General features: G+C 47.7%; 11 protein-coding genes. 4 read left to right on the top strand and 7 right to left on the bottom strand.

The window, feature by feature from the left end; genetic code table 11:
• Both lysA and Q0668_RS24575 read left to right on the top strand, forming a co-directional pair.
• The coding region (lysA, locus tag Q0668_RS24580; protein ID WP_298869198.1) for a diaminopimelate decarboxylase at positions 1–1,234 on the top strand (1,234 nt) is incomplete at its 5' end.
• A gap of 424 nt (positions 1,235–1,658) precedes the next feature.
• Positions 1,659–3,902 carry a HEAT repeat domain-containing protein gene (locus Q0668_RS24575; protein WP_298869197.1) on the top strand — a complete coding sequence of 748 codons (2,244 nt, stop codon included), beginning with the start codon at positions 1,659–1,661 and terminating at the stop codon, positions 3,900–3,902.
• Between the two features lie 108 nt (positions 3,903–4,010).
• Here the strand turns inward: Q0668_RS24575 and Q0668_RS24570 are convergent, their stop codons facing one another.
• Positions 4,011–5,378: a TlpA disulfide reductase family protein gene (locus tag Q0668_RS24570; RefSeq protein WP_298869196.1), complete on the bottom strand. Its 1,368-nt coding sequence runs from the start codon at positions 5,376–5,378 to the stop codon at positions 4,011–4,013.
• Positions 5,379–5,639: 261 nt separating this feature from the next.
• The gene (gene nagB, locus Q0668_RS24565; protein ID WP_298869195.1) at positions 5,640–7,538 is read right to left on the bottom strand and encodes a glucosamine-6-phosphate deaminase; all 1,899 of its coding nucleotides are present in this window, start codon (positions 7,536–7,538) and stop codon (positions 5,640–5,642) included.
• Positions 7,539–7,760: 222 nt separating this feature from the next.
• Between nagB and Q0668_RS24560 the strand changes: the two genes are divergently transcribed.
• Both Q0668_RS24560 and Q0668_RS24555 read left to right on the top strand, forming a co-directional pair.
• Complete coding sequence (locus Q0668_RS24560; protein WP_298869194.1) at positions 7,761–8,525, top strand: PIG-L family deacetylase; 765 nt, start codon at positions 7,761–7,763, stop codon at positions 8,523–8,525.
• A gap of 40 nt (positions 8,526–8,565) precedes the next feature.
• The gene (locus Q0668_RS24555; protein WP_298869193.1) at positions 8,566–8,751 is read left to right on the top strand and encodes a hypothetical protein; all 186 of its coding nucleotides are present in this window, start codon (positions 8,566–8,568) and stop codon (positions 8,749–8,751) included.
• A gap of 33 nt (positions 8,752–8,784) precedes the next feature.
• On the opposite strand, the gene Q0668_RS24550 is transcribed toward Q0668_RS24555, so the two are convergent.
• The 5 genes from Q0668_RS24550 to Q0668_RS24530 all read right to left on the bottom strand — a co-directional run bounded on the left by Q0668_RS24550 (position 8,785) and on the right by Q0668_RS24530 (position 15,316).
• Entirely contained in the window at positions 8,785–10,188 is a 1,404-nt protein-coding gene (locus tag Q0668_RS24550; protein WP_298869192.1) for an MFS transporter, read from the bottom strand.
• Between the two features lie 38 nt (positions 10,189–10,226).
• A complete protein-coding gene (locus tag Q0668_RS24545) occupies positions 10,227–11,132 on the bottom strand; it encodes a dihydrodipicolinate synthase family protein (RefSeq protein WP_298869191.1) in 906 nt (301 codons plus the stop codon).
• 72 nt (positions 11,133–11,204) lie between these two features.
• Positions 11,205–12,596 carry an alkaline ceramidase gene (locus Q0668_RS24540; RefSeq protein WP_298869190.1) on the bottom strand — a complete coding sequence of 464 codons (1,392 nt, stop codon included), beginning with the start codon at positions 12,594–12,596 and terminating at the stop codon, positions 11,205–11,207.
• A gap of 84 nt (positions 12,597–12,680) precedes the next feature.
• Positions 12,681–13,859 (bottom strand): enolase C-terminal domain-like protein, encoded by a 1,179-nt coding sequence (locus Q0668_RS24535; RefSeq protein ID WP_298869189.1) that lies wholly within the window; start codon positions 13,857–13,859, stop codon positions 12,681–12,683.
• A gap of 188 nt (positions 13,860–14,047) precedes the next feature.
• Positions 14,048–15,316, bottom strand: coding sequence for a tetratricopeptide repeat protein (locus Q0668_RS24530; RefSeq protein WP_298869188.1), 1,269 nt, complete (start codon positions 15,314–15,316; stop codon positions 14,048–14,050).
• Positions 15,317–15,470: the final 154 nt, after the last annotated feature.

Here is a 15,470-nt window from a genome sequence, read left to right as displayed (position 1 = left end):
TGAAAATGTTTCTGTCACCCAATTGGCAGAAAAATATGGCACTCCGCTTTGGGTCTATTCAAAATCAGCTTTTCTAGGTCGCCTGAAAGAAATTCAGGATGCATTTGCAGATGTAGATCCAGTGATCTGTTATTCCGTCAAAGCCAACGGAAATTTGAGCCTGCTCAAAACGATGAATGATGCCGGCAGCAGCTTTGATGTCGTTTCAGGGGGAGAATTATTTCGCGTTCAGCAGGCCGGGGCCGATACTTCACGCGTGGTATTCGCCGGAGTCGGAAAAACTGACGAAGAGATCCGCCAGGCATTGAAAGCGGATATCTTAATGTTCGATGTAGAAAGTGAAGCCGAGCTCGACGCCATCGCCTTCAATGCCCGGGAACTAGGATGTATCGGCCGGGTTGCGTTGCGTCTGAATCCCGACATCGATGCAAAAACCCATCACAAAACCACCACCGGAAAAAAGGGTAACAAATTTGGCATGGACATCGAACGGGCCACAGAATTGGCCGACAAAGTCCTGAAAGATGAAAGGCTCGAACTCACTGGAATTCATATGCATCTAGGCTCTCCCATTCTTTCAACCGACCCTTATGCCAAGGCGGTAATCAAAGGGGCAGAAGTCATCAGGCAACTGCGTGAAAAAGGACATAACACCAATTGGTTGAATCTCGGAGGCGGATTTGGAATCAGTTACAAAACCGATGAAGGACCTTCTGCCCAGACTTACGCAGATGTCATTGTACCCACAATCAAAGAAATTGGCTGCCGTCTGGCATTAGAACCAGGACGCTTTATCGCCGGAAATTCCGGTGTTTTAATCAGCCAGATTGTTTTCACCAAACGGGAAGGGGGGAAACTGTTCTATATTCAGGATGGTGGTATGACAGATCTCATTCGTCCCGCAATGTATGACTCGTATCATCGGGTCTGGCCAGTGAAACCAGAAGTTCCTCTTCCCTTTGATTGCGAAGGGGAAATCGAAGGCTGTGAGCCTGCTGATGTTGTGGGCCCCGTCTGTGAATCCTGCGATTATTTCGCCAAAGATCGCTATCTGCCGCCCATGAAACGGGGAGACTATCTCTGTACATTTAGCGCCGGTGCATACGGCTCTGTCATGAGCAGTAATTACAATGCCCGACCTCGCAGCGCAGAAGTCCTCGTGGATGGCAGTAATTATCAGGTAATTCGCAGGCGCGAGACCTATGAGGAACTGATCGCCTTAGAACAATCCTAACTCAAATACAGTTAAGCAATCCCGGCACATCCCATGTTCAGAAGGCCAGTCCTCAAAGGTAGGGTTATAACAATTATCGAGTTCGTGCCAGCTTTAATGCATTGAGAGCTGGAAAGATATGGCTATCCGCTTTGTTCGATTGACCGGTTCTCTCTGTAAAAAACGATGATAATTGATACGGGAACGACTTTAGAGAATATGTCCATTCGAATACCTTGCACTGTATTTCTGCAAAGACTTGAAACGAATTAATTGAATTCTGTTGTTTTGGGCAAGGTGATAAGAATAGTATATTAAGACTGTTTCTATCAATTTCATTGAGAGATATTCTATCTATAGGATAGGCGGGACAAGAACGGTCCGGTCTGTCAGAAGATAGTCCTAACTGAATAGCCGACAACCAAGACGACACGGAGTCGACTGAATGTCTTTAAACAATCGGATCCTGGCAATTTTTGCGCTGGTATTTCTCTTTGCCATTAGCACGCCAACACGCGCCTGGGCACAAGATAAAATACCGCCGAAAATTCAAGAATCCAATTCCCTGTTAAATCTTTCTGCTAACGACTTGCTGTTATCCAAACCCGAGACTCCAGAACAATTGTTGCAGGCCGTAATCCAACTGACAGACCTGGGTCAAGCTGCTTCCGCCAAGCCATATCTTGAGCAACTCATTAAAGCAAATATTGACAATGAAACAGTTTTGAAACTCCGCGATAAACATGGCCCGGCCGCGTTTCTTGGATTGGCTAATAACAAAACTCTGCAACCGGAATCCATCACGCTGCTTAAAAAAATGGAAACCGCATTTCGTGCTTATGCCACAGACCCTGCCCGCATTGATGGTTTAATCAATGATCTAGCAGGTTCTTCCACAAAGCGTAATATTGCCATCATTGAACTGAAATCGGCAGGTGAAATTGTTGCACCTCCCATTCTCAGGAAATTGAGTACAAACGATGACCCCGGTATGAATGATGAGCTGGCATTTGCACTGACTCAATTAGGGGCACCAGTTGTTCAACCTTTAATTGCCGCGCTCCGTTCCCCGACGGAAAAGATCCGAAAAATTGCTGCAGACGTTTTGGGCGATATTGGAGATCCGTCAGCCACACTTTATCTCTGGAATCCGGCGTTCTCGCAAAGCCAACCACAAAGTGTTCAACGAGCAGCCCGCATGGCGCTGGAAAAAATTTATAAGACAAACCCACGCAAAGTCAAAGAACTCAACCCCCACAATGCGCAATTGCAATTGATAAACGCAGCTCTGCACCTTTACCAGACTCATGAAGATAAATCAGAGAAACAGAAAATCTGGACCTGGGATTTAAAAGAACAGACAATTGTTCAAAAAGAACTTCCAACTCAGGAAATCAATTTGATTGGAGGCCTGAGACTCGCCAAAGAAGCACTTGAAATGTCACCCGATCGTCAAGATGTCCAGACACTCTATCTGGCAATGGCTCTCGCCATGGATGCCTATTATGCAGGCTGGAACAATCCACTCCCGGAAGGACAGGGGACGGCATTTAACCTGGCGCTGCTGTCAGGACCAAAGGCAGTAAGTCGGGTTCTCGCTTTGGCCATGAAGCAGGGTCACACTCCCAGTGCCATTGCTGCCTTGAAAGCTTTGGGGCAAATTGGCTCGCGGACGTTACTTTACGAGCAACTCGATAAACACTCTTCCGTTATCGCCGCTTTGAATTATCCTGACCGCCGCGTTCAATTTTCTGCAGCAACAACCATCATGCAGCTTGATCCTGTAAAACCGTTCCCCGGTGCAACACGAGTGATTTCAATTCTTTCCCGTTCATTACTAGGTGAAGGATCTCAGGCGGCAATCGTCGTTGATTCCAGTGTCCCACGTGCACAATCGATGGCGGGCGTGTTTAACGAACTGGGATATCTGACGCAACCGGTTCAAACCGGTAAAGCAGGATTCAAAGCAGCGACAGAACGAATGGATGTCGAATTTATTGCTTTGCAATTCAACATTATGCGATGGGGACTTTCCCAGACCATCGCCAATCTAAGAGCCGATTCTCGAACAGCAAATATCCCGATTCTGATTTATGGTCCGCTCCGACTGCAAAATAAAATAGAATATTCTACCCGGCATTACCCCCTGGTTCACTATATTGTTGAGACGGAAAACACGGAAGACGTCGAAAGACAAGTTACACCTTTCCTCCAGAGCTTGAAAACTCCTCAGCTGACAGGTGATCTGCGAACAGAATATCGCACTGCCGCCTTGTATTGGCTTTCCCATATTGCATCCAGTCAAAGAAGCAAAATTTACGACCTGACCCCGGTTGAAAAACCTTTGCTGCAACTGGTTCCCAATCGAAGTTTGGCTTCCAACGCATTGATCACCCTAGGTGGCATTCCTACTCGCTCAGCTCAATCGGATCTGGCAAAAGTCGTCACTAACAAAGTGTTTGAGTCCGATGTCAAAGAAATTGCCGCGCTGCAGTTAGCGTTTCACATTCAGAAATTTGGATTGCTCATTGATTCCGAGCAAATCACTGCAATTCGCCAGGCATACCAGACCGCTAAAGATCCCAAATTAAATACCGCTTTAGCATCCGTCATGGGAACATTAATGCCAGATAGTAAAGTAGTAGGCGAGCGACTTCAGAAATTCCAACCAGCCACATCTCTCCCCTGATTTCTGCTTAACTCAGTCAAACACAAATACTCGTCTATTAAATAAAAAAACCCCGAAGATTGAGGACAAACCTTCGGAGTTTTTATGAATTAGCTGGAAATCATTCTACTATTTCCCGTTTGCCGCCGTCTTCTTTCGCAGCAATGCCCGCAACGGCTCTTCCAGTTTTTTAGCATCAGATGTAACGATTTCTGTCACACCTGAATGATCAACTAACATCAATGTTGGTACCGTGCGAACCCCATAGTAAACTGCTGCAGGATTATTCCAGCCCCGTTTATCGCGGGCAGAATAAAATATTTGCCTCCAATCGAGTGATGTTTTTTCCTGAAATGCATCAATGGCAGGTTCGTCTTCATCCAGATTCACACCCACAATCTCAAACCCGTACTTACGGTATTTTTTTGATAGTGACTGAATCTCAGGCAGTTGTTCAATAAAAGGCTTGGCAGTTGTGGCCCAGAAAACGACCAGCACCACGCTCCCTTTGTAATCATCAATCGAAACAAATCCACCTTCAATCGTTTCTCCCGCTAGCTGCAGAGGTTGGCCTTTCAATCTCAAACGCCGCGTAAGTCCAGCAACCTGAGCGGCCTCGCTACTATTAGGATACTTGAGTTCCAGATCTAGACAGCAGGCAAGGGCCTGTTTATTCAAACCGTATAATTGACAGGTTTGAGCAGCAGCCTGCAACAGTTGCGGTGCGCGAATCGTTTCCTTAGGAAATCGTGATGCAAATAAGCGGGACTGCTTAACAAACTCTTCAATCCACCGCGGTTCCTGCATCGCATATTGTTGTGCACTCGTATTAGAAAATTTAGCTACTGTATATCCGGCATCGGCAGCAGCCAGTGAATGGGGATCGCGTTTAAATAGCGATTCTGAATGATCATATAAAGCATCGATACTTTCCTGATCTCCCTGTAGAGCCAATTGGAGATGCGCATCCAGCAGATGACGAACACCTACGGTAAACAAACGCTGTTTTTCTTTATCAGCATGAGTTTGTTTGACCGCCTCCATTGCCAACTGAATGATTTTCTTATTTCGTTCAGCGCGAAATTTTTTCAGATCGTCGACATCCTCAGTCTTAGGAAGTGCCTGAACTCGCAGTCGAGTGATCTCTCGCACTTTCCACTCTGCAGAATCAGCTTTCAGTTTCTCAATTTTAACTTCTTCATTAGCCAGAGAACTGGATCCATTATCCAGATCATCCATATCGAGTTGCTCGCGCTGCAAACTGGCAGTCTTAATTACACCAACCTGGCTTTTTGTTGCTTGACTGGACTGAGAAACCGGAGAGATTGATGCCGTCGGTAATGCGGTCTGTTGAGAATCACCACCCGCCCCATCTAACTTTCCGTCGACCTGTTTACCCGTCGATTGTGTTGCAGAAGAATTTCCGTCACCACAACCAAACTGAGCCAACAATAGCAAACCCGCTATAGCTACGATGATTTCATGTCGATGCCTCATGGCCTTTTGCTCTCCTTCCTTTGAGAGTCTGTTACTATCTGAAAAAACCGAGGAAGCGAATATTCTAAGATGGAACTCTGCCATTCCCTCAGCAAAATACTATCCAAAGCACTTTAACTGACGAGTTTTATGCCAAAATCCACAATTATGGCAATACGAAGCTGGAAAAAATTACAATCTGGGCCGCGATTTCAGAAAGGTTTTTCGAAGCAGCATGGAATGAGGTCAGAATTATCATTGTTTGTTAACTCTCCCGAACCCTCAAAGATCGCCATGATACAGCTTAAAGGCTTCTATGGCGAAATACTCCGGCAAGCCTAATTGATTGTAAACCTTTGCGGTATTACGAGTTCGATCTTCCGCTCGCACCCAGAATTCCCGTTTGTCACTACCAGGATAAAAGGCACTGTCCTTTTGTGACTCGTGCTTGAAAATGGCTTCGCGTTTTTTGAGAACCACCTCAGGACTGAGAGGGACAGCCCGTTCGATTTCGTGCGGATCATACTCTTCCCAGGCACCGCGATACATCCAGAACTCGGGAGCGATGCCTTCGCTGGCGACAACATCTACAGCATTAATAATCGCCTCTGCACAAACCCGGTGTGTTCCATGCGGGTCAGAAAGGTCACCCGCCACATAAATTTGTTGCGGATTAATATCTCGCAGCAGGTCGGCGACAATTTCGATATCCTCATCACCAATTGGTTTTTTTGAAACCTGACCGGTGCGATAGAAAGGCAGATCTAGAAATCGGATACACTCTTTGGAAACACCGGCGACTTCCGCACCGGCTGTAGCCTCGGTCTTTCTGATCAAACCTTTCACACCCAACATCTCTGCAGTATCAAGATCTCCCGCATTCTTATTTTCAATACTTTCTTTGAGACTCGCTAAGTGTGTCAAAACGGCTTCGTCTTCAGCATGGAACAGCTTATGAAATTCCAATACAAAATCGATGTGACGCAATGCATCATGATCGAAAACAGCAATGTTTCCACTCGTCATGTAAGCGATATAAACTTCATGACCCTGATCCGCCAGGGTAATCAGCGTGCCGCCCATCGAAATCACATCATCATCCGGATGCGGGCTGAAAACGATTACTTTCTGGGGATCAGTACCCGCAGGTTTCGTACAGATTCCATCCAGTAATTCATCAAATACACGCTGACGAATTTGTGCAACAGAACCGTATTTATGAATCAACTGGTGCAGATGATTGTGAAGAAAATCTTCCGTTTCCAACTTCAATAGAGGTTTTTCTACCTGCTCAGCAAGCCAGATCACTGCTTTTTTCGCAAGTTGAGTCGTCCATTCAATATTCCCTACAATCCAGGGAGTTTTCACTGCCGTCAACTCAGCAGCCGCTGCACTATCAACGGCAAACAGAGAATTCGTATGAGTCTGTAAAAAACTCGCAGAAACTTCGTCGGTCACTTCCTGTTCTGCAGCACGCTTGACAACAGAGGCTTTATGTTCGCCCAATGCCATAATGATTATTTTTTTCGCCGCTAAAATACTGCCCACACCCATCGTAATCGCATGATGTGGAACATTGTCTTCGCCGAAAAAACCACTGGCTGCATCGCGTCGCGTCACAGGATCGAGATTCACCAGCCGAGTTAAACTATTCCGCGCGCTTCCCGGTTCGTTAAAACCAATATGCCCCGAACGGCCAATTCCCAGTAATTGCAAATCCAGACCACCAAACTGCTCAATACTTCGTTCATACTCCTCGCAGAAAGCATCCACATCTTCAGCAGCAATATCGCCTCGGGGAATATGAATATTTTCTGGCTTGATGTTCACATGATCAAAAAAATTCTCCCACATGAATTTGTGATAGCTATGAATCGAAGTCGGATCCATCGGCCAGTATTCATCCAGATTGAACGTAACCACATTGGAAAAATCGAGCCCCTCTTCGTTATGCAGACGAATCAACTCGCGATACACGCCCAAGGGCGTCGATCCTGTAGGTAATCCCAAAATGGTGGGCTTTTTTGATTCATTTTTGGAACGAACTAAATCAGCTACCACGGAGGCAACGTACTTTGCCAACTCGGAAGACGTTTCGAAAATCAAAGTAGGGACTTTCGTATGTCTCACAAATTTGGATTTCGGAGTAACATGAACGTTACGTGCGGTATCAATAGCCATCAGACGTTTTTAACCTGTTAAGCAAGAATAAAGCGGACTGACTCACTCTCAAAATCGCGATCATCTAGATTCGATTCCACTGAGTTAAACCAGCCAGTTAATGTAATCACACGAACAGTAGACCCGGTGTGCGTGATTTTTTTATGAATCTTTATTATAACTGATGAGACGAAACGCAGGCCAGTATCTATTAGACCTAATTCGACAGAGAGAGAAATTTTCATGGTTAATCAGCCAGAATCACTACGAATTCTCGCGATTCACGCCCATCCGGATGATATTGAAATTCAATGTGCAGGCACATTAGCCCGTTTAAAAAATCTGGGATGCCATATCACCGTTGCCACAATGACCGCCGGCGATTGCGGAAGTGCGGAAATGGGACCGGTCGAAATCGCCAATGTCCGCCGCGCCGAAGCACAAAAAGCAGCCGACCTGTTGGGAGCCGATTGTATGTGTCTCGAATTTCGAGACTTGTCCATTGTCGTCGATCAGGATTCCCGACAACGCGTCACCGAAGCAATTCGCAAAGCCCGTCCGGATATCGTTCTCACAGCACCTCCCGTCGATTACATGAGCGATCATGAAATGACCAGTCGACTCGTCAGAGATGCTTGTTTCGGCGCTTCCGCTCCGAATTACACGACCCATCAATATCAACCCGCGACTCCCACCGAAAAAATTCCTCATCTCTATTATGTTGATCCCATCGAAGGTTGTGACTATTTCGGCAATCCGATCAAACCACAATTCATTCTCGATATCTCAGAAACATTCGAACTCAAAATGAAAATGCTGGCCTGCCACGAAAGTCAGCGGGCCTGGCTCAGAAAACAGCATGGCCTCGACGAATATATGGAAGGAGCCGAACGCTGGTCTGCAGCCCGCGGAAAAGAAATCGGCGTTGCTTACGGCGAAGCCTTCGTCCAACATTGCGGCCATCCTTATCCATCCAGTAACTTGTTACAGGAACTCCTCGAAAAATAATCAAGATATTCTAACTTCAACTTAAAGCGAAATTATTACTATGAATGATTCAGATGCCGCTTCCGCGCCACAGGCAGATCAATTATTGCCTTATACAGATGTAGAAATCGAATCCATGACCACGGAAGACGCCAAAGCAGGGAAGTTTCTCACAACAATGCTCGTCTGTACGTTTTGCTATACCATCGTGGTAGGAGGCTACGTCATCTACTGGAGTTTGAATTAAACTCCGTTTTGCTGTATTCACTCAGGTATTCGTTCAAGACGATCTCACAGAATCCGCTTCCTCAAAAATCGTTCCGTTGGGATTCAGAAACACCCAACAAAGTGCGGCTGCAACATAAATCCCCGCGATCAAGACCAACACAGGGGCATAAATTTTCGCATGAAATAAGGCGCCTACGATCACAGGCAATAAGGCCGCCCCCAGATTCCCCGCCATATTCATCATTCCGAAAATCGGCGCGACGTGTTGGCCCCCTTTATCAATCGTAACGGTATAACCACACGATCCACCAAGTCCTGCAAAAAAAGTACTCACCGAAATCAACGCCATCGCCAACTTCATATCTTGGATAAAATAAGCACACAGAGTACAAACCGCACACCCCAGCATCGCAGTCACCGCAACGCCCTGCCGACTCCAGCGACGGCTTTGAGTTCGTTGTAAGACCCAATCCACTGTGGCGCCACCCAAAGCGGTTCCCACTACAAATGACAGCAAAGGCAAACTCGCTAAGATGCCCGAAGTTGACAATTTGATTCCCCGTGTTTCCTGCAGATAGCGCGGAAACCAGGTTACATAAAAAATATAACCAGCGGCTCGAAAAAATTGCTGTCCGCAAATCATCCACATCGAAAAACTCGTCAGTATTTTCCCCCAGGGTGTCGGTTCTCCCGGTTCCACTGCAGAGGAATCTTCTACCTTGGTCGGTTCGGATAAGGACTTTGAATGCCCATGAATCAATTGCAATTCAGCCGCATTCACTCCTGAGTGATTTTCCGGTCGATCCCGAAACCAGCCATAAAACCATACCGCCCACAAAACTCCCGGCACTGCAAAAATCACCATACACTCCCGCCAGGGAATCGCAGGAATAATAGTCCAACCAAAATACTCAAAACCAACCAGCAGCACACCGATCACAAAACTTCCCACGGCACTGCCAATCGACATAAAACTTCCCAAAAGACCACTCGCAAAACCACGCCGTGATTCCGGTATCCATTTCGAAAGCGTATTTGCAGCACAAGGAAAAATACCTGCCTGCGCGACTCCAAAAATAAGCCGTGCCCCAATCAGAGTCCAGAAGCCGATTACAACACCGGTAAGCGCCGTCGCAATCGACCACAAAATGGCAAACACAGTCAACGCACGTCGTGTTCCCCAGATATGGCCAATCCAACCGCTGGGAACTTGAGACAAAGCATAACTCCAGAAAAAAGCACTCAGTACCCAGCCCATCTGGAGAGAGTTGATACCTAGTTCTTTCTGAATCAGATCTGCAGGAACCGAAATCGCATTCCGGCTGATATAAGCAATCGCGGCAATCAAACACAAAAACACCATCACCAGATAGCGTGCATGAGTTGGCCGTTCATCCACCGAATTCCCGTTTAATGTGCTCGGCTCAGCCTGCGTTTGATGTTCCGATTCGGTCACGAACTATTCTCCTCGGAGAGACGACTCCATTCAGCGTGTTATAAAGACTGCATTAATAATTCGAATAACCGATCCACTTCCGCCTTCGTTTCGTCATCCAGATCCCAGGAATGAGGCGTGCAGCGCTGCTCCGATGTAAAGATGCCGCGTTTGACTAACAAATATTTCTCAATCGCCAGAAACCCATCCAATCCCGCCTGTAACTGCAAAGCCACAATCGCACAGATCGGAAAATAAATCCTGTAAATGGCGGCTTCATCGCCGGCCTGAAGCGCGCGCCACAATCCCGTGATCCCATCCAGCAAATCGACGCCCGGCATCGTCCCACTAATTCCCCGACGAAACGCATCGACCAGCAAAACCCCTCCGGAACCGTCAAAGATGCGGGCCCGTCCTTCAGTCGCATCACGTAACACAGACAGGTTGGGACCAATGGGAGCCGCCTCCGGCTTGAAAAGAATTTTTTCGGGACCAAACTGATCCAGCAGTTTTCGATAAAACTCAATCGAAATTTCTCGCCCGACATAAGAAGACGCATCCTGAACGATCAAAGGCAGATGACATTGTTCTGCGAGCGCAGAGAAATAATCCCACAACGCCGATTCCGGAAGCGCCGTCATCACAGGCGGAATCGCCATAATAGCATCGCAGCCCACATCCGCTGAATGATGTGCAAATGCCAGCGCCTGACGTGTACTCTCAGCGCCCACACTGGAAATCACCACACCGCGTCCATCCGAAATCTCAGACATCAGACGAGTCAGTTCCAACCGTTCCTCAAATGTTAAACGTAACACTTCAGATACCATCGCACCGCACACACCATCTACACCCAGTTCATAACACCAGTCGATTTCCCGTTGCAACGATTCACGATCAATCGTCTCGTCTGACTGTAAAGGAGTATGCAAAACAGGCAACACACCCTGTATCAATTTCGACATCTCGTTGGCCCTTTTGTCTCTTGATGTGTGTAAATGTATGAGATTTAACAGCCCCGACCACAGCAGCAATGTTTATGCTTCGATGATTTGCGCTATCGCGTCTGCCATCCCTTCAATCATAATCTCCAGACCTCCCCGCTCGAAGGGAGTCTGCCACACCTGATAGAGATCCAGATCGTACAATTCAGCCGGCGCTAAGTAACCGGTGGTTCCATTAATCAGATTCAAACAAACAATCGTGCGTTCCGGAAATCGTCGCCGCAACTCCTTTTGCAAAATCGAATACGCTTCCGTGGGACTGCCCACCAGAATCGTCTCTCCCATTCGCCAGACCCAGATCGGTACCGCCAGAGTCTCTCCATCCCCAATCCCACGACGAATATTCCGTCGACGTCGCAAGCGCTCTTCCAAAGCACGATCGGAACATGCTTGTCGCTGCAATTCCAGTTCTTCAGCCGAAGGCCAATCCTTTAAGGGCAACGTTACTTTTGACTTCAATGCGTCCAACAAACCACTCGGCTTCACTTCAACATGCCGCCATACCGCCAGTGGCGCCCCCGATTCCATTACCCCCTGATACTCCAGACATGTCCCCACAGGCTCCATATCTTCCAACGTCGCCAGCGCCGCATAAGCCAGTTGACGACCATGTCGATCAGCAACTTCCGTATCACCCACATACTGATACCGCGGAGAAAGATCGCCAGAGGCGCCTTGCATAAACAGAGCAGGGACCCCGAGCGCTTCAGAAATCGTATCCCGCATCGCGCCCGGATAATCGGGGGAAATCGCGGTATTATCCCAGGCCATCGTCGTCGGATGACAGGCATAATTCACAATCACCGCTTTGAGATTTCCATCCACATCGGTAATCCGTCCCACAACCAATGTATCGTCAGCAGGCTCTTCAGGATTCCAGCCACAGATGATTCGATCCGTTTCAGTCGAAGGATCAGGTAGATCCCGCATGGATGCCAACTGACAACGCCCCGTTTTCCATTCCAGAACCGCTTCCGAAGCATTCTCCCGCGCTGCATTCACCACAACGACACAAGCCTGATAAACCGTTTCCAGATATTCCGCCAATGACTCACTGTCCGGTAAATCGGGATCGGGATCAGTCAGTGGTGGTGAGGCGTGGGTATGACTTAAACCAAAAATTAAATCCGTTTCCGTTAACCCTAACTCTTGTAGAAGTCGTGACTGAAACCGATTGAACATTAAAAGAGAACGCCACCAGCCCAAGTCAGCATCGAGAAAAATAACAGGCTTCTCTGCATCGTCCGCAGACATTACCAATGCATTCAAAGTCAAACGACGATGTATCGAATCAGCCACGTCATGCTTGGCAGCGCCCCAGTTGCGAGCATAGATCCCCACAGGCGGCGTAATATCAACCGTCGCCACTCCAATCTGTCCTTGAAACGCCGACTGCGTTGCTGCCTGTAATCGTTGTTCACTCATGCGAATTCCAGTTTTACGAAAGACTCTGTGTGTCACTTCAAATCAGGGGATGAAGTCTGATATCACAAATATCATGCAACCAGCTTACCAATCCCCCACCGCACCATCCTGATAAAACACTCGTTGCACAGTTTCCTGCTCAAACGGATGTTTTTTAACCTCTGCTTCATTGATCGAAATACCCAGCCCCGGCTTCTGATTCGGCTTGACCGTGCGCGTTGCAGAATCAATCACAAACCCTTCTTCAACAACATCCTGTCTCCAGGGAACATCATCATGCACCGATTCACAAATGATATAACTCGGTTGAGAAAAACCAAACTCCAGTGAAGCCGCTGTACTGACAGGGCCTTGTGGATTATGAGGTGCCAGTGAGATCCGATACGCATCAGCCAGAGCCGCAATCCGCCGCGCTTCCGTGAATCCACCACAGTGAGTCAAATCGAGTTGGCAAATCTCACAGCCCCGTTTTTCAAACAAATCGCGAAAGGCAGCCAGATGTGTTAATCGCTCGCCAGTTGCAATCGGCGTCGTCACAGCTGCATTGATCTTCGCCAGACTCTCAATCGATTCCGGCCAGCACGGTTCTTCGAAGAAATATAATCCATAAGGGTCCAGCGCCTGAGCAAACTGCATTCCCATCGCCGGTGAAGGGCGGGCATGACAGTCCACCATGATATCGATATCATCTCCCACAGCTTCCCGCATCGCGGCCACACAATCATCGGCTGCTTTAATCGGTTTCAAACCTTCAAGAGGCATCGTCGGCGGAACCGCCATCGATTTGAAGGCAGTGAATCCGTCAGCCACCGCCTGTAAAGCCAGATCTGCAAATTGAGCCGCGTTGTCTGTCGAAGTCTGATAAAACGATTCCATATTGCCACCTCCCAGATGACAATACAATCGAATGTAATCCCGAACCGGACCTCCCCAAAGTTGATGACAGGGCACCCCGTGAATTTTTCCCAGAATATCCCATAACGCCAGATCAATTCCGGAAATTGCCGTTGATCGCGTCACACCACTTCCATGCCAGAAATGTTGTCGCCACATCATCTGCCAGAGATGCTCAACGCGACGCGGATCTTCACCAATGAACAATTGAGACAAATCCTCAATCGTCCCCACGATTCCCCGAGTATGCCATTCCAGTGTTGCCTCTCCCCAGCCAAACAAACCGGGCTGATCTGTGATCACTTTCACAAACACCCAGTTTCGCATGCGGGCATGACACACCACGGTTTCGATGCGTTCAATTTTCATCGGGAGTATTTTCCAATCTGCATTAGTTTTATTTTGGTGTCAAAATAACAACATAACTTCAACACGTTCGGGAAGCAAGTTATTTTGAGAAAGATCCGAGCAACAATGATAAGGAGAGGCGCAGCGAAGAAAAGAGCAATTTCATTCGAATCACGGTCAACAACTTCCGTAATTTAGGACTGAAAGATCTAAGGAAACTGAAGTTCAACCTGATCGTCATCATATTCCTGCAACCGCTGTCGTGCCAAATCGGCCCACGGCCCCAGTTCATCAAAGTCCAGATAAACCTTCCAATGCGGAACCGCTTCCTCCACTCGATTCATCTGATTCAGCACTTCGGCGATATGTAAATGCGCATCAGGAAAATCAGGATGCACTTGCAGCGCGATTTCAAATGCATGCAACGCCGACTCTGCATCCCCCAACTCATTATGCAAGCACCCTAACTGCGTCCAGGCTTCGATATAATCATGATCCCATTCCACAGCCGCATAATAGCGTTCAAGAGCACCCTCCGTATTTCCACTCAGATACAGGGCCTCCGCAAGATGTAAATGTCCCTCGGGCATATCTGGTTGCCCCAGCAATGCCAATCGAAACGCTTCAATCGCCGCCTTTGCTTCGCCCGCATCCAGGAAACGGCAGCCTTCATGAAACCATTCGTCCGAACTGCGGTCTTCAGACTCCGATGATTTCAGATGTTCCGTAAATTCGATCGTTCCCGCGAACGATTCTTCATCCGCCAATTCAGGCACTGCGGTTTCTTCCGTCCCGAAATCAAAGACCCGTTGCCCATGACGCGGATCAATCAAACCCCGATCATCTTTCAATAACACTTGCGCATCCTGCGATAGCAGCGTCAATTGAGAAAGTGGCGTATCGACTTCGTTAAAGAATTTCCCCAGATGCTGCAGACTGTTTTCCAGTTCCCGCGGATTCACACCCGATTCAAGTAATGCAGAAAGGCGTCGAACACTCGCCACTTCCTGAAATGAAAAATAGGGCAGACGAAAAATCTTGCGAACCGGCTTGATCAAACCCTGACGTTCCCAGCGACGAATGGTACTAACCGGAACATTCAACATTTCGGTCAACATCGCCGGTGTAAAAAGCTGACCCCCAATCGCACCCGGATCGCGCAATTCAATCAACGCCAGCCAGTCCGATTCCTTAATGATCTGAATCAGAACTCCCTCAGCAATTAACTCTTGTGCCTGAGTTAAATTCACCGAAGGAGAACCATCAGCCTCAAGAGGCCAACCCTCTTCCCCCACTACCAGAAGTGTCGTCTGCCGACTCACATGCTGCGCAGCCTGACCCCCATGTAATTCCACGAACTCCCAGGCACGCTGGTGTGTCATTGAGGCAAGCGTTCCGGTAAATACCACACGCTCCGCCTGCAACGTAGGAGAACCTTGTAGCAATTGATCAGGTTGTTCTTCTTCTATCTCAGCCATAGCATCTAGTAATAATACTTTGAATCAAAAATTTCGAGCAAAAAATGGTTTATCAGGGCACGGTCTCAAAAATATCATTTTCCAGGCCGGCAAACTTTTACGAACTTAAGTAAACTTTCTATGAGGATACTGATACACGAATGCGTTGGGTAGC

The sequence above is a fragment of the uncultured Gimesia sp. genome (genome assembly GCF_937910335.1).
GTDB lineage: Bacteria > Planctomycetota > Planctomycetia > Planctomycetales > Planctomycetaceae > Gimesia.
Note: the sequence above shows the minus strand (reverse complement) of the source record. Positions and strands in the feature narration are given on the sequence as shown.